Source organism: Microvirga sp. P5_D2, from assembly GCF_054049475.1.
In genome coordinates, this window is sequence record NZ_JBFUMH010000094.1 from 1 (window position 1) to 20,956 (window position 20,956).

At 61.6% G+C, this 20,956-nt stretch carries 21 protein-coding genes; 12 read left to right on the forward strand and 9 right to left on the reverse strand.

Annotated elements, in window-relative coordinates; all coding sequences use genetic code 11:
• On the forward strand, positions 1-1,382 hold a 1,382-nt coding region (locus ACXJKO_RS20190; protein ID WP_457092872.1), incomplete at its 5' end, for an ABC transporter ATP-binding protein.
• Positions 1,383-1,426: 44 nt separating this feature from the next.
• Positions 1,427-3,010: a non-homologous end-joining DNA ligase gene (gene ligD, locus ACXJKO_RS20195; protein ID WP_457092873.1), complete on the forward strand. Its 1,584-nt coding sequence runs from the start codon at positions 1,427-1,429 to the stop codon at positions 3,008-3,010.
• A 2-nt stretch (positions 3,011-3,012) separates the two neighbouring features.
• On the opposite strand, the gene ACXJKO_RS20200 is transcribed toward ligD, so the two are convergent.
• Entirely contained in the window at positions 3,013-3,648 is a 636-nt protein-coding gene (locus tag ACXJKO_RS20200) for a glutathione S-transferase family protein (RefSeq protein ID WP_457092874.1), read from the reverse strand.
• A 137-nt stretch (positions 3,649-3,785) separates the two neighbouring features.
• Between ACXJKO_RS20200 and ACXJKO_RS20205 the strand changes: the two genes are divergently transcribed.
• From ACXJKO_RS20205 to greA, 10 genes are all read left to right on the forward strand, one after another.
• A complete protein-coding gene (locus ACXJKO_RS20205) occupies positions 3,786-4,607 on the forward strand; it encodes a polyphosphate kinase 2 family protein (RefSeq protein ID WP_457092875.1) in 822 nt (273 codons plus the stop codon).
• A 66-nt stretch (positions 4,608-4,673) separates the two neighbouring features.
• Positions 4,674-5,510, forward strand: a complete 837-nt coding sequence (locus tag ACXJKO_RS20210) for a universal stress protein (protein ID WP_457092876.1) — start codon at positions 4,674-4,676, stop codon at positions 5,508-5,510.
• Between the two features lie 13 nt (positions 5,511-5,523).
• Positions 5,524-6,438: an SMP-30/gluconolactonase/LRE family protein gene (locus ACXJKO_RS20215; RefSeq protein ID WP_457092877.1), complete on the forward strand. Its 915-nt coding sequence runs from the start codon at positions 5,524-5,526 to the stop codon at positions 6,436-6,438.
• A 55-nt stretch (positions 6,439-6,493) separates the two neighbouring features.
• Positions 6,494-7,429, forward strand: a complete 936-nt coding sequence (locus ACXJKO_RS20220) for a DMT family transporter (protein WP_457092878.1) — start codon at positions 6,494-6,496, stop codon at positions 7,427-7,429.
• A gap of 101 nt (positions 7,430-7,530) precedes the next feature.
• A complete protein-coding gene (locus ACXJKO_RS20225; protein ID WP_457092879.1) occupies positions 7,531-8,721 on the forward strand; it encodes a substrate-binding domain-containing protein in 1,191 nt (396 codons plus the stop codon).
• A gap of 9 nt (positions 8,722-8,730) precedes the next feature.
• Positions 8,731-9,510 (forward strand): ABC transporter ATP-binding protein, encoded by a 780-nt coding sequence (locus ACXJKO_RS20230; protein ID WP_457092880.1) that lies wholly within the window; start codon positions 8,731-8,733, stop codon positions 9,508-9,510.
• Complete coding sequence (locus tag ACXJKO_RS20235; RefSeq protein WP_457092881.1) at positions 9,503-10,228, forward strand: ABC transporter ATP-binding protein; 726 nt, start codon at positions 9,503-9,505, stop codon at positions 10,226-10,228. The genes ACXJKO_RS20230 and ACXJKO_RS20235 overlap by 8 nt, the downstream gene beginning before the upstream one ends.
• A complete protein-coding gene (locus ACXJKO_RS20240; RefSeq protein ID WP_457092882.1) occupies positions 10,225-11,250 on the forward strand; it encodes a branched-chain amino acid ABC transporter permease in 1,026 nt (341 codons plus the stop codon). Before ACXJKO_RS20235 ends, ACXJKO_RS20240 begins: the two co-directional genes overlap by 4 nt.
• A complete protein-coding gene (locus ACXJKO_RS20245) occupies positions 11,247-12,365 on the forward strand; it encodes a branched-chain amino acid ABC transporter permease (RefSeq protein ID WP_457092883.1) in 1,119 nt (372 codons plus the stop codon). Before ACXJKO_RS20240 ends, ACXJKO_RS20245 begins: the two co-directional genes overlap by 4 nt.
• 64 nt (positions 12,366-12,429) lie before the next feature.
• Entirely contained in the window at positions 12,430-12,897 is a 468-nt protein-coding gene (gene greA, locus ACXJKO_RS20250) for a transcription elongation factor GreA (protein WP_457092884.1), read from the forward strand.
• An 11-nt stretch (positions 12,898-12,908) separates the two neighbouring features.
• Here the strand turns inward: greA and ACXJKO_RS20255 are convergent, their stop codons facing one another.
• From ACXJKO_RS20255 to ACXJKO_RS20290, 8 genes are all read right to left on the reverse strand, one after another.
• On the reverse strand, positions 12,909-14,396 hold the full coding sequence (locus ACXJKO_RS20255) for a diguanylate cyclase domain-containing protein (protein WP_457092885.1): 1,488 nt from the start codon (positions 14,394-14,396) through the stop codon (positions 12,909-12,911).
• A gap of 117 nt (positions 14,397-14,513) precedes the next feature.
• A complete protein-coding gene (locus ACXJKO_RS20260; protein WP_457092892.1) occupies positions 14,514-14,942 on the reverse strand; it encodes a RidA family protein in 429 nt (142 codons plus the stop codon).
• A 23-nt stretch (positions 14,943-14,965) separates the two neighbouring features.
• Positions 14,966-16,174, reverse strand: coding sequence for an acyl-CoA dehydrogenase family protein (locus ACXJKO_RS20265; RefSeq protein ID WP_457092886.1), 1,209 nt, complete (start codon positions 16,172-16,174; stop codon positions 14,966-14,968).
• Between the two features lies 1 nt (position 16,175).
• Positions 16,176-17,009, reverse strand: coding sequence for an enoyl-CoA hydratase family protein (locus tag ACXJKO_RS20270; protein ID WP_457092887.1), 834 nt, complete (start codon positions 17,007-17,009; stop codon positions 16,176-16,178).
• Entirely contained in the window at positions 17,006-17,518 is a 513-nt protein-coding gene (locus ACXJKO_RS20275) for a MarR family winged helix-turn-helix transcriptional regulator (RefSeq protein WP_457092888.1), read from the reverse strand. The genes ACXJKO_RS20270 and ACXJKO_RS20275 overlap by 4 nt, the downstream gene beginning before the upstream one ends.
• A 1-nt stretch (position 17,519) precedes the next feature.
• The gene (locus ACXJKO_RS20280) at positions 17,520-18,287 is read right to left on the reverse strand and encodes an SDR family NAD(P)-dependent oxidoreductase (protein ID WP_457092889.1); all 768 of its coding nucleotides are present in this window, start codon (positions 18,285-18,287) and stop codon (positions 17,520-17,522) included.
• Position 18,288: 1 nt separating this feature from the next.
• Entirely contained in the window at positions 18,289-20,643 is a 2,355-nt protein-coding gene (locus ACXJKO_RS20285; RefSeq protein ID WP_457092890.1) for a bifunctional salicylyl-CoA 5-hydroxylase/oxidoreductase, read from the reverse strand.
• A 101-nt stretch (positions 20,644-20,744) separates the two neighbouring features.
• Positions 20,745-20,956, reverse strand: a 212-nt coding sequence (locus ACXJKO_RS20290; RefSeq protein WP_457092891.1) for an AMP-binding enzyme, incomplete at its 5' end; no start/stop codon positions are given.

A 20,956-nucleotide genomic window follows, 5' to 3' on the forward strand; every position in this document is an offset into this window, starting at 1 on the left:
ATGCCTATCGCGGCTCGAAGCTCACCATGATCTTCCAGGAGCCGATGACCTCCCTCGATCCGCTCTACCGGATCGGTGACCAGCTGGCGCTTCCGCTCACCACTCATGGGGGCTTAAGCAGGTCGGCGGCCCGCAAGCGCGCCATCGAGCTTCTGGAACTGGTGCGCATTCCCGATCCCGCGCGCCGCATCGATGCCTATCCGCACGAGATGTCCGGCGGCCAGCGCCAGCGCGTGATGATCGCCATGGCGCTCGCCAACAACCCGGACGTGCTGATCGCCGACGAGCCGACGACCGCTCTCGACGTGACGGTGCAGGCACAGATCCTTGAGCTTCTACGCGACCTGCAGAAGCGCCTCGGCATGTCCATCGTGTTCATCACCCACGATCTCGGCATCGTCCGCCGCTTCGCGGACAGGACCTATGTGATGAAGCGCGGCGAAGTGGTGGAAAGCGGCAGCACAGCCGATCTCTTCGCCGCTCCCAAGCACCCCTATACCCAGATGCTCATCGACGCCGAGCCCACGGGCCGTAAGGAGCCTGCGCCCGCAAACTCACCTGAAATCCTCGATGCCAAGAATATCCAGGTGACCTTTACGCTCGAAAAGAGCTTCTTCGGGAAGGCCACCCATGTTCTGCGCGCCGTCGATGACGTGAGCCTGACGGTGCGCGCCGGTGAGACGGTCGGCGTGGTGGGTGAATCCGGCTCCGGCAAATCCACCCTCGGCCGCGCTATCCTCAAGCTGCAGCCGGCCTCCGGCATGGTGCGCTTCGAGGACCGCAACCTCGCTCCGCTCGACCGCGCGGGCATGCGTCCCCTCAGGCGTCACCTCCAGCTGGTGTTCCAGGACCCCTTCGGCTCCCTCTCCCCGCGCATGACGGCGGGTGAGATCGTGACCGAGGGCCTGCTCGTCCACGAGCCCAGCATTTCCCGCAAGGAACGCGACCGCCGCGCGGTGCAGGCCTTCGAGGAAGTGCAGCTCGAACCGGGTTGGCGCAACCGCTTCCCACACGAATTCTCGGGCGGCCAGCGCCAGCGCATCGCGATTGCCCGCGCCATGATCCTGCATCCCAAGCTCGTGGTGCTCGACGAGCCGACCTCGGCGCTCGACCGCTCGGTGCAGAAGGAGATCGTGGAGTTGCTGCGTGGCCTGCAAAAGGCCCACGGCCTCGCTTACGTCTTCATCAGCCACGACCTCGCAGTTGTGCGCGCCCTCTCCGACGAGATCATAGTGATGAAGAGCGGCAAGGTAGTGGAGCGCGGCAATGCCGAACAGATCTTCGAGCGTCCGCAGGAGGACTACACCCGCGATCTGATCGCCGCAGCGTTCCTCACCGAGCGCCAGAAGGCCGAGGCTCAGGGCGCGTCTCTAGCATCCTGATATCTCGGGAACCGAAAACCATGGCGCGGATTTGACTCCGTGCCATGGCAAAGCTCGCTACCTATCGCGCCAAGCGCGACTTCACCAAGACGTCCGAGCCGTCGGGCAAGGCCGCCCGGCGCAAAGGTTCGTCCTTCGTCATCCAGAAGCATGACGCCTCCCGCCTCCACTACGATTTCCGCCTTGAACTCGATGGAGTTCTGAAAAGCTGGGCCGTCGCCAAGGGACCGAGCCTCGTCAAGGGTGATAAGCGTCTAGCGGTCGAGGTCGAGGATCATCCGCTCGCTTACGGAAGCTTCGAGGGCACCATCCCCGAAGGCCAATATGGCGGCGGCGCCGTCTTGCTATGGGATCGTGGCATTTGGGAGCCCGAGGGCGATCCGCACGAAGCTTACGAGAAAGGCCGCCTCACCTTTCGCCTGGATGGCGAGAAGTTGCACGGCACGTGGCATCTGGTCCGCATGGCGAAGCGCCCACGCGAGAAGCAGCCCTCCTGGCTTCTGATTAAGGCCGAGGATGCGCATTCGCGCTCGGAGGACGATCCCGACATTCTGGAAGAAGCGCCGCTTTCCGTGAAAACCGGCCGCTCCATTGAGGAGATCGCTCCGGCGCGGGCAAAGAAGAGCGCGGCGAAGAGAACAGAATCGTCTAAAAAGGCAGCGCCAACAAAACCTGAAAAATCCACTTCGCGCGCAAAGAAAGCCTCCTCCCCCGAGAAGACAGCGAAGTCGCCGAGCATAGAGGTTGCAGGCGTTCCGTTGACCAGTCCCGACCGCCTGCTGTGGGAAGATCAAGGCCTCACGAAACAGGAACTAGCGGAGTTCTATGCGGGCATCGCCGATTGGCTGCTGCCGCATCTGGTGAACCGCCCCCTCACCTTGATCCGCTGCCCTGCCGGTGCGGAAAAGAAGTGCTTCGTGCAGCGCCATTCCTGGGCTGGCATGAGTTCACTCATCCATACCGATCAGGTGCCGGATGAAAAGGGAACGATGGAGGCTCTTTCCGTTCGCGATATCCAAGGTGTCGTCGCGCTCGTGCAGTCGGGCGTTCTGGAGATGCATGTCTGGGGCGCCACACTCGCCGACCTCGAAAGACCCGACCGCCTCATCTTCGATTTCGATCCCGATGAAGGCTTGGAATGGCCTCGCGTGATCGACGCCGCGAAAACCATGCGCGAACGCTTGAAGGCGATGGGGCTTGAGAGCTTCGTGAAGACCACTGGCGGCAAGGGTCTTCACGTGGTTGTGCCTGTGACGCCGAAAGCAACATGGAAGGAAGCGTTCGCCTTCACACGCAGCGTTGCCGAAGCCATGGCCTCGGACGAGCCGGACCGTTACACGACCACCTCCGTGAAGCAGGAACGCAAGGGCAAGATCTTCATCGACTACCTGCGCAACAATCGCGAGGCATCGGCCATTGCGCCCTACTCGACGCGTTCGCGCCCCGGTGCACCTGTGGCGACGCCCATCGCGTGGGAGGAGTTGACGGCGGAACTGAAGCCTAACGGATTCACGGTCGAGAACCTAGACAAGCGTTTAGCCAAACTGCGGAACGACCCTTGGGCGGATATCGATAAGATCGATCAGGTGCTGCCTGCGAAGACGAAACGATCATCGCGCAAAAGCTGAGTTCAGAACAGAGGTGCCTGAATCCCCTCGACCCTGAAGGTTTCCTGCACGGCGGGCCGTGCCGCCACGCGTTTGGCCAGCGCATTGAGATTAGGGATGGTTCGCGCCGGACGCGGCATGAAGCGGCTCCAGCGGATCAGCATGAACAGGAAGAGGTCCGCTGCGGAAAAGCGATCCCCCAGAAGCCACGGCTTGTCGCCGAGCTGTTCGGAGATGACGTCGAACATGCGGTTGAGACGCTCGCCCGCCGCCTGCTTCACGCTCGGCGCCGCAGCCTCATCGCTCACATGCTCATGCGGATAGAACCAAGCGCGATACTCCACTTGCGGCGTGTTCGTGAGATGCATCATCCACTTGTAGAACTCCGCCCTCTCCTTCGTGCCTACCATTGGTGCAAGGCCTGCTTGGGGAAACTTGTCCACGAGGTGAAGGGCAATTGCGGCGGTTTCGAATAGCACCAGATCGCCATCGACCAAAACCGGAATGCGGCCATTGGGATTGAGCTTCAGATACTCTGGCCGTTTCTGAGCCTTGTTCGCCTGATCCACGAAGCGCAGCTCGAAATCCGCTCCAATCTCACGCAACAACATATGCGGCAGGAGGCTGGCATTACCGGGAGAATAATAGAGAGCAAGCACGGATAGGGCCTTCTTCGTATACCGTCTCTTTGTTAAGGCCTGTGCACGAGACGGTAAAGATGCCGGATCATAGGATCCCAGTCTTCCTTTCACGCACCATCGCCCTATCGTCTTGATCAACCCGGAGGATGCGAGTGATGAACGACCTGAAGAAATTGATCGAGAAATTGCAGGTCAAGCCGGGCGAAAAGGCGAAACTGAAGACGCGTGATCCGCGCGACTCCTCGTTCGTCGACGACGAGGAGGAAACCAAAGAGGCCACCGCCGCCCTCGCGAAGGACATCGATGCCCTTCAGGATCGGCTTTACGCCGAAGGCTCACGCTCGCTTCTCGTCGTGCTTCAGGGCACCGATACCTCAGGCAAGGACGGCACCATCCGAGGCGTGTTCAACACGGCAGGCCCCTTGGGTGTGTCAGTCACCCCGTTCGGGCCGCCGACCAAGGCCGAGCTTGCCCATGATTATCTGTGGCGGATTCACGCCGCCTGCCCGCGCCGGGGCACCATCGGCATCTTCAACCGCTCGCATTACGAAAGCGTGCTGATCGAGAAGGTCAAGAAGCTCTCGCCGGCCAAGGATATCGAGCAGCGCTACGACCAGATCAACGACTTCGAGAAGTACCTTTCCGCGAACGGCACGACCATCCTGAAATTCATGCTCAACATCTCGAAGGGCGAGCAGAAGGAGCGCCTGCAGGAACGCCTCGACGATCCTGCGAAGAACTGGAAGTTCAATCCGGGCGACCTGGAGGACAGAGAACTGTGGGACGAGTACCAGGATGCCTATGAAATCATGCTGAATCGCTGCTCGACGTCCTGGGCACCGTGGTACGTGATTCCGGCCAATCGCAAATGGGTGCGCAATGCCGCCATCGCGACCATCGTGAAGGCGACGCTCGAGAAAATGGACCCTCAATATCCCGAGCCGAGCTGGAAACCGGAAGACTTCAAGATCCCCTGACGTCCAGAAATGCAACCTTCGTCGAAAGCACTTGCCGAGACAGGGGTTCGGCGCGACAATAATCTCATGAAAAGCATCCTCGTCCCGATCGAAGACCACGGCCATATCGAGCCCCAGCTTGAGACCGCCCTCCTGCTGGGCCGTACCTTTGACAGCTATATCGAGGGGCTGGCGATCACCCCCGACTACCCCGTGGTCCTGCCGGTGGATATCGCCATCGGCGTCCCCTCTCCGATCACCCCTGAAAACCGCATGGAAATGGCGCGTACCTGCCGGGAGCGGTTCGAGGGCATCATGGCGGCGAAGCAGATCTCACGCTCGACCTCGGGACTGTCTGGCCTGAGCTTCGGCTGGCGCCAGGACAGCTTGACGGAAGACGCCTTCCTCGGCGCCTATGGCCGCGTTTTCGATACCATCGTGGTCGGAAGGCCGGACGGCTCCGATGGCCAGACCCGCCTCTCCACGGTCGAGGCGGCCCTGTTCGAAACCGGACGCCCTGTGATGATCGCCCCGCCGGTCGCACCGCGCACCTTCGGCGAAATCGTTGTGATCGCCTGGAATCGGAGCACCGAGACGGCCCGGGCCGTTCTGGGCTCCATGCCGCTGCTCAAGAAGGCACGGCGCGTCATCGTGCTGGAGATCGAGGATTGGGGCGTTCCTGGCCCCTCGGGTGCGGAGCTCGTCCGGTCGCTGCGCATGCACGACATCCCGGCCGAAGCCATTGCGGCCACAGACCCCTCCGACAAGCCGGGCGAGGTCATTCTCGCCGAGGCTGCCGGGCTCGGCTGCGATCTTCTGGTCAAGGGCGCCTATACCCAGAGCCGCCTCAGGCAGATGTTCTTCGGCGGCGCGACGAGCCACATCCTGAGCAACACCACGATTCCCGTTCTCATGGCTCACTGAAGACGAGGCTTCGGTGATCAGGGATCCCGCAATTGTCCTCGACGACCGTTTCAAACGTCTGATCATCGGGTCGGCTTGCCTCGAAAAGCTTGCGGACGGGTGCCGCTGGGCGGAAGGCCCCGCCTATTTCCCGGCGGGCCGCTTTCTGATCTGGAGCGATGTGCCCAATGACCGCCTGATGCGGTTTGACGAGACCTCGAACACGGTCAGCGTGTTCCGTTCCCCATCGGGATACGCGAACGGCAATACGGTGGACCGCCAAGGCCGCCTGGTCACTTGCGAACACGGCAACCGGCGGGTGACCCGCACGGAGCATGACGGTTCAATCACGGTCATCGCCAGTCATCACGACGCCAAGCGCTTCAACAGCCCCAACGATGTAGTGGTGAAGTCAGATGGCTCGATCTGGTTTACCGATCCGGCCTATGGCATCGACTCGGATTATGAAGGCCACAAGTCCGACAGCGAGATCGGCGCCTGCCATGTCTATCGCGTCGATCCGCACAACGGTGCGGTCAGCATCGTGGCGGATGATTTCGTCAGGCCCAACGGTCTGGCCTTCTCGCCGGACGAAAAGATCCTTTACGTGGTCGATACGGGCGCGACCCATGTCGATAACGGGCCTCGTCATATCCGGGCCTTCAAGGTCGGCGACGATGGCAGCCTGTCGGGCGGCGATGTGTTTAACACCTGCACCGCCGGGCTCTTCGACGGTTTCCGCCTAGACGAAGCGGGACGAATCTGGACCAGCGCTGGCGACGGCGTTCATTGCTACGAGCCGGATGGCACGCTGATCGGCAAGATCCTGGTGCCGGAGGCCGTTGCGAATGTGGTTTTTGGGGGCGTGAAGCGAAACCGCCTCTATATCTGCGCCACGACATCGCTTTATGCGATCATGCTTCCTGTCAACGGCGCAAAGACTTTCTGACCTAATGCTTCCGTAGACTTGTGCGCCGGGGCCGCTTCCCTCATGAATGCCCTCTATGAGTCACACAGTTTCGAGATCCTCGCAGAAGGTGCGATCCGGCGCCATGCTCGGCATCGGCCTGATGCTGCTGGGCGTCTTCCTGTTCTCCATGAACGACGTCATGGGCAAATGGCTCGTGGCGACCTATTCGGTGGGGCAGGTGCTGCTGCTGCGCAGCATCGCGGCGCTTGCCGTTCTCATCCCGTTGATGCGCCGGCAAAAGGTGCCGTTCGCGGTGCCGCCGCAGCCGGGGCTGCATGCATTTCGTATCGTGCTGTCGACGCTGGAAGTCGCCTGTTTCTATTGGGCCGTCACCTACCTGCCGCTGGCGGATGTGATGACCTATTATCTGGCCGGCCCGATTTATGTGGCGGCCTTCGCCGCGTTCTGGCTCGGCGAGAAGATCGACAAGCCGCGCATGCTCGCCATCGGAATCGGTTTTGTCGGCGTACTGATCGCGATGCGCCCCTCTCCCGCCACCTTCTCCCTGCCCGCCCTCGTGGCGCTTGCAGGCAGCGTCTCCTACGCATTGCTCATGATCACGACGCGAAAGCTGCGCGAGACGCATGATGCGACCCTGGTGCTGGGACAGATTCTCGGAACGCTGATCTTCGGCATCGTCATGGCGCCGCTCGCCTGGGTGACGCCTGGCATCGTGGAACTCACCGGTCTGTTCCTGCTCGGCATCGTGTCCATGGGCGGACATGCCTGCGTGAATCGCTCGCTCAAGATCGCACCCGCTTCTGTCGTCGCGCCCTATCAGTACACGCTGATCGTCTGGGCCATCGTACTGGGTTATCTCGCGTTCGGAGATGTCGTCGAATTCTGGACATTGATAGGCGCAGCTATCATCTGCGCGGCCGGATTGGCGCTCATTCTCTTCGAGCGGGAGACCGCACGGCGCGGTCGAGCCACGAAAGACATTCCACCTCCGGTTTTACCGGAAGCCTGATCCAAAGGACGAGCGTCTCTCCACAGACTGCCTAAGAAACGAACTTGACAGAAACTGAGGCGGGACGGTCAATGACGAAATAAAAATACACGGGGAGTCCGATGCGCCTATCGCTTAAAATTACTGCCGCAACGGCAGGTATCTTCTTCGCTTCCGCCGCCTTCGCGCAGGACATCAAGGTTGCCTTGATCGCCGGCAAGACGGGTCCGCTCGAGGCCTACGCCAAGCAGACCGAAGCCGGCTTCATGATGGGCTTGGAATATCTCACCAAGGGCACGATGACCGTCAACGGCCGCAAGATCCAGGTGATCGTAAAGGACGATCAGCTGAAGGCCGATCTTGCGAAGACCCTGCTGGAGCAGGCCTATAACGACGACAACGTGGACCTCGCCGTCGGCACCACCTCGTCCGCCGCCGCTCTCGCAATGCTGCCGGTGGCCGAGGAGAACGGCAAGGTTCTGATCGTGGAGCCCGCGGTGGCCGACGCCATCACCGGCGACAAGTGGAACCGCTTCATCTTCCGCACCGCCCGCAACTCGACGCAGGACGCCTATGGCGCAGCCGCCGCGATTCCTGCAAGCGGTGACGTGACCATCGCGACACTAGCGCAGGATTACGCCTTCGGCCGCGACGGCGTCGCCGCGCTCAAGAACGCGCTTGCCGAGATCCGCCCGAACGCGAAGGTTGTGTTCGAGGAATACACCCCTCAGAACGCGACTGACTTCACCGCGTCCGCTCAGCGCATCTTCGACGCGCTCAAGGACAAGCCGGGCAAGAAGATCATCAACATCATCTGGGCCGGCCAGCACCCGCTGCCGAAGATCGCCGACCTGAAGCCCGAGCGCTTCGGCATCGAGATCGCGCCCGGCGGCAACATCCTGCCCGCCATGCAGGTCTACAAGAACTATCCCGGCATGGAAGGCGCGGTTTACTACTATTACGCCTTCCCGAAGAACGCGATGAACGACTGGCTCGTCGCCGAGCACCAGAAGCGCTTCAACACTCCGCCGGACTTCTTCACCGCAGGCGGCTTCGCTGCTGCTTCCGCCGTCATCACCGCCATCCAGAAGGCTGGCGGCACCGACACGGAGAAGCTGATCGCGGCCATGGAAGGCATGAGCTTCGAGACGCCGAAGGGCTCCATGACCTTCCGCAAGGAAGATCATCAGGCGCTGCAGGCCATGTATCACTTCAAGGTCAAGGCGAACGGCAAGGACGCCAACGACCTGCTCGACCTCGTCGACACGATCCCCGCCGACAAGATGCCAGTCCCGGTTCGCAACAAGCGCTAAGCACACGCTGTGACGACATCATCGACGACAACGCCCGCGCTGGAAACGCGCGGGCTTACCATTCGGTTTGGCGGCCATGTGGCCGTCAACGACGTGTCGTGCCGGTTCACGCCCGGTACGCTCACGGCCATCGTCGGCCCGAACGGCGCCGGCAAGACCACCTATTTCAACCTGATTTCGGGCCAGCTGCGCGCCAGTGCCGGTCAGGTGCTCGTCGAGGGCGAGGACATTACCTCCCTGCCCACGTCCGCGCGGGCGAAGCGTGGATTGGGACGCGCCTTCCAGCTGACCAATCTTTTTCCGCAACTGACCGCTCTCGAGAACGTGCGCCTCGCTGTGCAGAGCCGCGCCGATGCTGGTCGCTCGGTTTTCACGATGTGGAACAGCCGCCGCGACCTGATCGAAAAGGCGGACCATATTCTTGAGCGCGTGCGCCTCGCCGATAAGCGGCATGTTGCGCCCAAGGCCCTGTCGCATGGCGATCAGCGCAAGCTCGAAGTGGCCCTTCTCATCGCCATGGAGCCCAAGGTCTTCATGTTCGACGAGCCGACCGCCGGCATGAGCGTGGACGAGGTGCCGACGGTGCTCGAACTCATTCAGGACATCAAGCAGCGCAGCGACGCCACGGTGCTTCTCGTGGAGCACAAGATGGACGTGGTCCGCTCGCTCGCCGACCGCATCATTGTGCTGCACAACGGCGCCCTCGTTGCCGATGGCGACCCGGCGGAGGTCATCGCCTCGCCCGTGGTGCAGGAAGCCTATCTCGGCGTGGAGGCGAACCATGGCTGAGGCCCTGCTCCAACTCACCGGCGTTCACACGCATATTGGTCCCTACCACATCCTGCACGGCGTCGATTTCGCCATTCCCGCAGGCGAGCTGACGATGCTGCTCGGGCGCAATGGCGCGGGCAAGACGACGACGCTTCGTACGATCATGGGCCTGTGGCAGGCCTCCTCCGGCGCGATCCGGTTCGACGGCCGCGACATCACGAAGAGCAGCACGCCGGACATTGCCCGTTCCGGTATCGGCTACGTGCCGGAATCGATGGCGATCTTCACCGATCTCACGGTACGCGAGAACATCGTGCTGGCGGCCCGCAGCGGCCCTGTCGATCCCGCGCGTCTCGACTGGATGCTGGGGCTCTTCCCGGCTCTCAAGCGCTTCTGGAACCTGCCCGCCGGCAACCTGTCGGGCGGGCAGAAGCAGATGCTGGCGATCGCCCGCGCCATCGCGGAACCGCGCCGCCTGCTCCTAATCGACGAACCGACCAAGGGCCTGGCTCCCGTCATGGTGCGCAGCATGATCGAGGCCTTCAAGGCGCTCAAGGCTGCGGGCGAAACGATCCTGCTGGTCGAGCAGAACTTCTATGCGGCCTCGCAGCTCGGCGACAACGTCCTCGTCATGGATGACGGACGCATCGTCCATTCCGGCCCCATGAACGACATGGTGACCGACAAGAACCTACAGCAGCGCCTGCTCGGCCTTTCCCTGGATGCCCATCAATGAGCGACATGGCTGCCCAATCTACCGCATCATCCGAGCCGCTGCCGCGCACCAAGACGGATTGGCTGCCGCTCGCCCTCGTTCCCGCCCTCGCCCTGATCGCCCTGCCCTTCATCGGCAGCGGCTCGACCTGGGTGACGCTGACGGTCGCAGGCCTTGCGATGGGCATGATGATCTTCCTCATGGCATCCGGCCTGACCTTGGTCTTCGGCCTGATGGACATCATCAATTTCGGCCACGGTGTCTTCATCTCTCTCGGAGCCTACGCCACCCTCATCGTGCTCGGCCCGCTCGCCGGCTGGGCGCAGGCGGATTCGCTGGGCCTCAATCTCGCCCTTCTCCTGCTCTGCATTCTGGTGGCCATGGCCGTCACCGGCATCGTCGGCGCGGTGTTCGAGCGGGTGATCGTGCGTCCAGTCTATGGCAGCCACCTCAAGCAGATCCTCGTGACCATGGGCGGCCTGATCGTGGCCGAACAGGCGATCCACGCGATCTGGGGCGCCTCGCCCATCCCGATCCCGCTGCCGCAAACCCTGCGCGGCGCCTTCGTCATCGGCGACATTGTCATGGAGCGCTACCGCGTGGTCGCGGTCGGCATCGGGCTCGTCGTCTTCATCGGCATGCAGCTTCTGCTCAACCGCACACGCATCGGCCTTCTCATCCGCGCGGGCGTCGAGAACCCTGAAATGGTGGAGGCGCTCGGCTACCGCATTCGCCAGCTCTTCGTCAGCGTGTTCGTAGCGGGCTCCGCTCTTGCAGGCCTCGGCGGCGTCATGTGGGCCTTCTACCGGCAGACGCTCACCGCCGGCATGGGCATGGAAGTGATGGTGCTGGTCTTCATCGTCATCATCATCGGCGGCCTCGGCTCCGTCGGCGGTTGTTTCGTGGGCTCCATCCTGGTGGCGCTCGTCGCCAACTATGTCGGCTTCATCGAACCCAAGCTGGCCCTCATCTCCAACATCCTTGTCATGGCCCTCGTGCTGATCTGGCGTCCGCAGGGCCTCTTTCCGGTAGCGCGCCGATGAGCACGTCCTTAAGCCAACCCCTCGCCTTCGATGAAAGCCGCCAGCGCGGCGGCATCCTGAACAGCCTTCTCTCATCGGATTACCCGCGCTCGCGCGTGCTGAGCCTGATCCTGATCGGCATCTTCGTGGTGCTGGCTCTCACGCCTTTCCTGTTCTCGGGAAGCCAGCCCCTGAGCACGGCTGCGAAGATCTGCGTCTTCATCGTGCTCGTCGCGAGCTTCGATCTGTTGCTGGGCTACACGGGCATCGTTTCCTTCGCGCATACGATGTTCTTCGGCATCGGCGGCTATGGCATCGCCATCGGCCTCGAACGGCTCGGAGCCACATGGACATCGGCGGGCATCGGCTTCCTCGCGGCACTTGCCGCTTCCGCCGTCCTGGCCGTTGCCATCGGTCTTCTTTCCTTACGGGTGCGAGCGATCTTCTTTTCCATGATCACGCTTGCCGTGGCGTCCGCCATGGCGGTGCTGGCCTCGCAGCTCTCCACCATTACCGGCGGCGAAGACGGATTGTCCTTCCAGCTGCCCTATGCCCTTCGCCCCGCCTTCAGGCTGTTCGCGGAGCCCATCTTCGGCGTCGCGATCAATGGACGCCTGATCGCCTACTATATGCTCTTCTTCGTGGCCCTCGGCGTCTTCCTGCTGCTCCTGCGCGTCGTGAATTCACCCTTCGGCCGCGTACTCCAGGCCATCCGCGAGAACGAGTTCCGCGCCGAGGCGCTCGGCTATCGCGTCGTGGCCTATCGCACCGCAGCCTCCGTCATCTCCGCCCTTGCCGCTACCGTCGCCGGTGCGCTGATGGCCTTATGGCTGCGTTATAACGGGCCGGATACCACACTCTCGTTCTCGATCATGATCGACATTCTTCTCATGGTCGTCATCGGCGGCATGGGCACCATGTATGGAGCAGTGATCGGAGCGGCGCTCTTCGTCCTGGCACAGAGTTACCTTCAGGTGCTCATGGGCGTCGGCAGTACCGCCTTGGCGGGCATTCCGCTTCTACCCAATCTGATCCATCCGGATCGCTGGCTCCTGTGGCTCGGCGCGCTGTTCATCATCAGCGTTTACGCCTTCCCCGGCGGCATCGTCGGGCGCCTGCGGCAAAGCAAGCAATAAAGGCTGGGACGGAAACTTAGCAGGCTCCGGGTCGTTTTCTTCCTAAACAGCGGAGGAGACCTCGATGAGTCGTGCGTTTGTTCGCGAAACCGAAGGCGGAGAAGCCTTCGAGGATCTGCCGGACCGGACCTTGAGCCCGCACCATCTCGTGACGGCCAACGGCTTGGCTCTTATGGATGAATCGATCGAGAGCCTGAAACGAAGCCTCGAAAGCGCCAAGGCCGCCGACGACAAGGCTGAAATCACAAGGCTCACACGCGACCTTCGCTATTGGTCGGCCCGCAGAGTTTCTGCCGAACTCGTCCCGCCTCCGACCGATGCAGCCCATGTCCGCTTCGGCGCCCGCGTCACGTTCGAGCGCGAGGACGGAAAGCAGCAAAGCTACGAGATCGTCGGAGAGGATGAGGCCGATCCCACGAAGGGGAAGCTGTCTTATGTCTCTCCCCTGGCGCAGGCCCTTTTGGGCAAGGAGATCGGCGATACCATTCCGGTGGGATCGACAAGCGCCGAGATCATCAAGATCGATATTTGAGGCCTACAGCCTCACGCCGCATCGCCTTCCTTGAGTGCAGCGTAATAGGCGCGCTTGGCCTCGTACATCAGCAGGTCGGCGCGCTTGACGACGGCTTCCAGCCGCTCTCCCGGCTCGCTGGTCGCCATGCCCATCGAGAAGCTGAGAGGCAGCCCGGAATAGAACTGATTGTTCACTTCGAGCAGGTTCTCGATGCCTTCCATGACGACAAGGCCATCGCGTTCATCCGTGCTGGGCAACAGCAATGCGAATTCGTCACCGCCGATCCGCGCCGCATAAGATGGCTTGTCGACAGCCTTGCTCAACACCTCGCCGGCGCGCCGCAGCAAGGCATCACCCGCCCCGTGACCGAGCTGATCGTTGGCCACTTTAAGGCCGTTGAGATCAATGATGATGACCGTGACCGGAAACGGCCCCTTACGCTCCAGACGGTTGAGTTCGTCCACATAGAACGAGCGGTTATAGAGCTTCGTCAGCACATCGTGCTTGCCGAGATATTCGAGATAGGCCTCGGCGCGTTTGCGAGCAGTGATATCCGTTAGCGCCACCTGCACCTGCGCCCAATCCTGCTCGTAGCCCGGTAGTACCGAGAACTGAAGGTGAAGGTGCAGCTCGTCCCCGGCGAGCGAATAATTCACCACTTCGCGCTGCTGAAAAATCTTTCCATGCCAGAGATCGATCAGCTGCTCGCGGAAATGCTCCTGCATCTCCTCGCGGAGAACCACGGTGAGGTTATCCAGTAGAGTCTTCTTGTTCTCGGCGGCGAAGAGTTGGAGCGTGTGATTGTTCACGTCGATCACACGGATTTCGCTCAGGCAGCGCGCGACGAATTCGGGATGCACGTCGGTGAAGGTCCGGAAGTCGCTGATCCCCTGCCGGCGCACATCATCGAGAAGCTGCTTCACGGCGCTGAAGTCTTCGACCCAGAGAGATACCGGCGAATGATCGAAGAGACCGCGCGCATAAACCTCGCTCTTGGCAAGCTTCCGCTGCGCCGTTTCCCGCTCGGTCACATCCTCGATTGCAACGAGAACTCGATCCCACTTTTCCTCATGCCCAGGCAGGATCGATCCGTTGAGCTGAATATCCAGGCGCTTGCCGGAGAGCGTGTAATTGACCGTGTTGCTGCAGAATTCCAGCTTGCCGTCCCACAGCTGAACCAGCTCATCGATGTGAGCGTGAAGCATGTCATTGCGAAAGATCTTGCCGAGGTTCGACATGAGCTGCGGCAAGTCGTCCGCCTCGAACAAGGAGAGCGTCTTGCGGTTCACCTTGATCACACGAATGCAGCCCGAGCAGGCACGGACCCTTTCGGGGTCGGCCAGCAGATGGCTGCGCAGCGAGGTGACACCAGCCGCCCGCCACTCGTCGAAGAGCTGCTTCAGGCCACTATAATCTTCAAGYCATAGGGAAACCGGAGCCAGCTGGAACATGCCCGCATCGTCCTGGCTCTCGCCTGACAGCTGAGCTTTGAGACTGTTCGCATTGGAGTGAAGCATTCGAGGGCCTGCAAGAGTATTAGTCGTGCCGGCAGTTCAGCGTTTCAGGGCGATGTAATACTAGATCAATGCACGCAATTTTCGGACAAAAGACCTCATGCCGTGAACGAAATATTGTCAGGTGTGGACTTGCTGCACCTTGGCCGTTGGCACGATTGCGGTGGCCTCGATTTCCAAGCGGGCCTGTTTTTCCACGAGACGAACCACCTGTACGAGAGCCATGGCGGGGAAATGCGCGCCGAACACCTCTTTGTAGGCACGGCCAAGTTCGCGCAGGTTGGCGAGATACTCCTCGATATCTACCACATACCATGTGAGGCGCACCAGATGACGCGGCTCAGCCCCACCTTCTGCGAGGATCGCGCGGATATTCTCGAAGATCTGCCGCCCTTGGCTGACGAAGCCTTCGGCGAAAGTCTCCGTCTCATCCCAGCCGACGATGCCGCCCGTGACGAGCACCTTTCCCTCGGCCAGCATGCCGTTGGCATAACCTTTCGGCGCTCGCCAGTTTTTGGGATTGAGGGTTTCAGGACCATCCAGGTCCAATGCCGCGGCCGTGTTCTGAACCGTCACTTTACGTTCTCCTGCTGCCCATCGAGATCGCCGCGCTTCGGCATCATCTTCACAAGTTCGCGCGCAATGACGACCTTTTGGACTTCCGTTGCACCTTCATAAATGCGCAAGGCTCTGATTTCGCGATAGAGTTCCTCGACCTTGACGCCCTTCATCACGCCGAGGCCGCCGAAGATCTGAACGGCCTTGTCGATGACCGTTTGAGCGGCCTCAGTCGCGTGCATCTTCGCCATCGCAGCCTCACGCGTGACTCGCGGCGCGCCCTGATCCTTCGTCCAGGCTGCGCGATAGACGAGAAGCGCCGAACTGTCGACAGCAGTCGCCATGTCCGCAAGCGCGGCCTGCGTCAGTTGGAGATCCGCAAGCGGCGCCCCGAAGAGCTGGCGAGAAGATGAATGTTGCAAGGCATCATCCAGCGCCCGTCGCGCAAGTCCGAGAGCGGCGGCTCCCACGGTCGAGCGGAACACGTCGAGCGTTGCCATGGCGACCTTGAAGCCTTCGCCTGGGCCGCCCACACGATGCGAAAGCGGCACACGGCAATTTTCGAATTTCAAGGTTGCAAGCGGATGAGGCGCGATCACGTCGATCCGGTTCTCGATGTTCAAGCCAGGCGTCTCCGCATCGACGATGAATGCGGAGATGCCTTTTGCTCCAGGCGCTTCGCCGGTGCGTGCGAACACCACGTATTGATCCGCAATGCCGCCGTTCGAGATCCAGGTTTTTACCCCGTCGATACGGACATGGTCAGACCCGTCCGGCATAGCCGTGGTGCTTATGGAGGCGACATCCGATCCGGCATCTGGTTCGGACAAGGCAAAGGCGGCAATCGCCTCGCCCCGCGCCACGGCGGGGAGATATTTGCGCTTCAACTCCTCCGATCCGAAGAGCGTGATGGGGCCCGTTCCAAGACCCTGCATCGCGAAGGCGAAATCGGCCAATCCATCCTGATAGGCYAGCGTCTCGCGAGCGAGACATAGGGTGCGCACATCGAAATTCCGGTAGAGCCCACCATAGGCTTCCGGCACGACCGCCTTCAGCCAACCGCCCTCGCCCAGGCGTCGCACGAGACGACGGCACGAGGTATCCACATTTTGATGTTCGACGAGAGAGTGAACTTCACGCGCAGACCATTCCCGCAATGCCGTTGCGAAGGTGCGGTGCCGCTCCTCGAAGAAGGGCCAGGAGAGAAAGCTTGCATCGAGCATATCAATCTCCCTGGAACACCGGCTTTTCTTTCGCCGCGAAAGCGCGAAAGGCGCGGGCGAAATCCTCCGTGGTCATGCAGAGCGCCTGTGCCACCGCTTCGGCCTCGATAGCTTCCTCCACGGACATGGCCCATTCCATCGCCAGCATGCGCTTGGTCATGGTGTTGGCGAAGGTCGGCCCCGTTGCGATCGAAAGCGCAAGCTCCTGCGCCGAGCGCAGCACATCCGATGCATCCACGATACGGCTGAAGAAGCCCCAGCGCTCGCCCTCCTCCGCGCTCATGAAGCGGCCCGTATAGAGCAACTCCGAGGCACGCCCCTGACCGATGATGCGTGGAAGAATGGCGCAGGCGCCCATATCGCAGCCGGCCAATCCGACCTTGTTGAACAGGAAGGCCACTTTGGCACCTTGTGCCGCCAGGCGGATGTCTGATGCCATGGCGATGATCGCGCCGGCACCGGCGCAGATGCCTTCGACTGCCGCGATGACAGGCTGAGGCGCGGCCCGCATGGCCTTGACGAGTTCTCCCGTCATCCGGGTGAACGCCGTGAGCCTTTTAGTGTCCATCTCGACCAAGGGACCGATGATCTCGAACACATCGCCGCCGGACGAAAAGTTGCCACCGGCGCCCGTGACGACGATGGTCTTAACCTGCTCGTCCTTCGCGCAGGCATGGAAGAAGTCCGTCAGCTCGCGGTAGCTCTCGAAGGTCAGCGGGTTCTTCTTCTCGGGACGGTCTAGTGTGACCGTCGCGACAGGCCCATCGACGGACAATCGGAAGTGCTGGGGCCGATAGTCGGAAAGTGGAAGCGTCGTCGCATTGGCGTAGATCACGAACGATCTCCCTTCATGATGGCATTGCGCGCAGAAAGCTTGGTCTTCGCAAGCAGGCGCATCAGCTCTTTCTGGTCCTTGAGCGTAAGCTCGCCGAACAATCCGGCGATCCACCCTTCATGCTCGGCTGCCATGGTGCGGAACTCTTCGCGGCCGTTCTCGGTGAGGCTGATCACGAGCGCGCGCCTGTCTTCGGACGAGACGCGGCGATCCAGATGTCCGGAGGCCACGAGCCTCTCCACCAGTGCCGTCAGGTTGCCGTTCGAGACCATCATGCGCTTCGAGAGATCGGACAAGGTCATGCCATCCGGCGCCTTGTCGAGTTGCGCCATGAGGTCGAAGCGTGGAAGCGTGACATCGAAACCATCGCGCAGGCGCCGGCGAACCTCGCCTTCGATGAGGGTCGTGCAGGTGAGAAGCCGGAGCCAGAGACGCAGTTCGTCCCTATGATCCTCAGGCATCTCGACCGCCTTGGTCTCGGCATCGAGCGGTATCATGCGATCGTCCATGTCAAATCTCTCCACCAGCGACGGCGATAGCCTGCCCCGTCACCGAGCGGGCACCCTCGCCGCACAGCCACAAGACGGTCTGCGCAATCTCCGACGGCTCGATGAGCCGCCCTTGAGGGTTGTGCTTGGTCAACTCTTCGAGAGCCTGTTCCCGCGAACGGCCCGTTTTCATCATGATGCGGTCCAGACTCTCCGCGACGAGGTCGGTATCGGTGTAACCCGGGCAAACCGCGTTGATAGTGATCCCACTTCGCGCCGTCTCCAGAGCGAGTGCGCGCACGAAGCCGATCACCGCGTGCTTGGCCGCGCAATAGGCGCTCACATAAGGATAGCCTTTGAGCCCCGCCGTCGATGCGATGGCGACGACGCGGCCGAAGCGGCGCTCCGTCATCCCGCCGAGCACGGCCTGCGTGACATTCGTTACGCCGATGAGGTTCACATCGAGCATCTGGCGGAAGAGGTCCGGCGTCGACTTCGTGAACGGCGCCGAAACGGCCGCTCCTGCATTTGCGACAAGCAAGTCCACCGAACCATTCCGCGCAACAGCGTCGGCCACGGCCGTCTGAACCGCACCGGGGTTCACTACATCGGCAACGACGAATGCATGCGCGGCACGTTCTGCAACAGCGCGCTCAAGCACTTCGGCATGACGTCCAAGGATCGTCACGGTTGCGCCCGCTTCGGTAAGGCCGCGCGCGATGGCGAGGCCTATGCCGCGGCCGCCGCCTGTTATGAGTGCGTGCCGGCCCTTTAAGGAATCGATGCTCATCTCATTCCGCCGCGAGGGATTTCCCGCCGCTCTCCATTTTCAGCTCCGCCCTTGTCTTGGGCTTCGCCTTGATCTTCAGCTCTTCCAGATCCTGCCTGTCACGCACGGAGTTACGGAAGATCTGGTCCTTGCCCATCAGATATTGCGGCGGGCCGTGAATATCCTTTACCCCATACCAGGCCGCGGCCTTCATGGTGAAGAACGGATCGACGAGATGCGGCCGCCCGAGAGCTACGAGATCGGCCCTGCCTGCGGCCAGGATCGTGTTGACCTGATCGGCGGTGGTAATGTTTCCGACGCACATGGTGGAGACGCGCGCTTCGTTGCGGACCTGATCCGAGAACGGCGTCTGGAACATGCGGCCATAGATGGGCCGTGCCTCGCGTACCGTCTGCCCCGTCGACACATCGACGAGGTCGACGCCGTGTTCGGAGAAGGCACGCGCGATCTCGACCGCATCATCGCCCACGATGCCGCCCTCGGCCCAATCCGTCGCGGAAATGCGCACCGACATGGGCTTATGAGCAGGCCATGCAGCCCGCATCGCGTCGAAGATCTCAAGCGGAAACCGCAACCGGTTTTCCAGCGACCCGCCATACTCGTCCGTTCGCTGGTTGGTGAGCGGAGACAGGAAACTTGCGAGCAAGTATCCATGCGCGCAATGCAGTTCGAGCATGTCGAACCCTGCGCGCTCGCCTCGCTTCGTCGCATCGACGAACTGCGCCTTGACGAGTTCCATGGTCTCACGGGTCATCTCGCGCGGGACGCGGCTATCCGGGAAATACGGAATGGGCGAAGCCGAGCAGATCTCCCATTCCCCCTCGTCCAATGGCCGGTCCATGCCCTCCCACATCAGCTTCGTCGCGCCTTTGCGGCCCGCATGGCCCAATTGCAGACAGATCTTTCCTGCAGAGTTGGCGTGAACGAAATCCACGATACGCCGCCAGGCGGTCTCCTGTTCATCGTTCCATAGGCCAGTGCAGCCCAGCGTGATCCGCGCTTCCGGCGAGACGCAGGTCATCTCGGTGAAGATCAAGCCGGCACCGCCTGTGGCGCGAGATCCGTAATGGACCAGATGCCAGTCCCCCGGTACGCCCTCCTTTGCGGAATACATATCCATCGGCGACACGACGACCCGGTTCGGCAGCACCATGTCCCGCAGCCGAAACGGCTGGAACATCGGCACCGCCGGATTGTCTGTGGAAACGTCGAAGCCCTGGCGCTGAACCTGCCCTGCGAATGTGCGATCAACCGCATCGACGAAATCCGGCGCGCGCAGGCGCAGGCTGTCATAGGTGATCGCCTTCGCGCGGGTCATCACGCCGAACGCAAACTGCACCGGGTCGAAATCCCAGAAGCGCGCTACATGCTCGAACCAGACGAGCGAGACGTCAGCCGCATGCTGCGTCTTCTCCACCTCTTCGCGCCGTCCTGTCTCGTAGAGAGACAGCGCCGCTTCGACGCTCTGCTCGCGCCGGAATGCCTCGTAGAGGGCGATGGCGTCTTCCATAGCGAGCTTCGTGCCCGAGCCGATGGAGAAATGCGCGGATCCTTTCGCATCGCCCAGCAGCACCTTGTTGCCGAGAACCCAGCGCTTATTGCGGATCATCGGGAAGTTGCGCCAGATCGAGCGGTTCGTGAGGATGCGATGCCCGTTCAGGAACCACCCGAAGATCCGCTCCATGAGCGAAGCGGAATCCGCTTCGCTCATTCGATCGAGACCCGCACGCTCGAAGGTCTCAGGATCGGTCTCGAATACCCAGGTGGAGCGGTTCGCCTCGTACTGATAGGCATGAGCGATGAAAGGCCCCCACTCCGTTTCCTGGAAGATGAAGGTGAAGGCGTCGAGTGGTTTCGTCGAACCCATCCATGTGAATTTGTTGGGCCTCAGATCCACCTCCGGCTGGAAGTGATCCGCATAGCGTTCGCGGAAGCGGCTGTTGAYGCCGTYGGCAACCACGACGAGGTCCGCATCCGCGAACAGGCTCTCATCGTCCACATCAGCTTCATAGCGAAGCTTCACGCCAAGTTCCACCGCCCGGTCCTGGAGGATGAGCAGCAGCGTCCTGCGAGAACAGCCGCAGAAGCCGTTGCCGCCGATGCGATGCTCGGTTTCCTTGAAGTGGATGGCGATGTCATCCCAATAGGCGAACTCGTCGATGATGCGCCGATAGCTCGGAAGATCGTATTTCTCGAAATTGTCGAGGGTGGCATCGGAGAAGACGACACCGAAGCCGAAGGTCTCGTCGGCGCGATTGCGCTCAAAGACCGTGATGTCCGCATCCGGCCTCTGCTTCTTCATCAGGATCGCGAAATAAAGCCCCGCCGGGCCGCCGCCGATGATCGCCGTCTTCATGAGAGCCTACCTAAAAATCTGCGAAATTATTTTAAGCTTAAAACAATCGCTAGGCAAGTGCGTGGAAAGACCGAAGGCTCGAACGCGTTTGACGGGTTCGGTCAGACCGCAGCGGATTCCGGATGGACCTGCGTTTCCTCAGCCATACGGCGCAGCTCGAACCTCTGCAATTTGCCTGTCTGGGTTCGCGGCAGCGTCTCCACATATTCGATGGCGCGGGGATATTTGTATGGAGCGATCTCCGCCTTCACGTGATCCTGCAGTGCCTTCGTAAGGTCGGCACCGGGTTCATGGCCGGGGCGCAGTACGACAT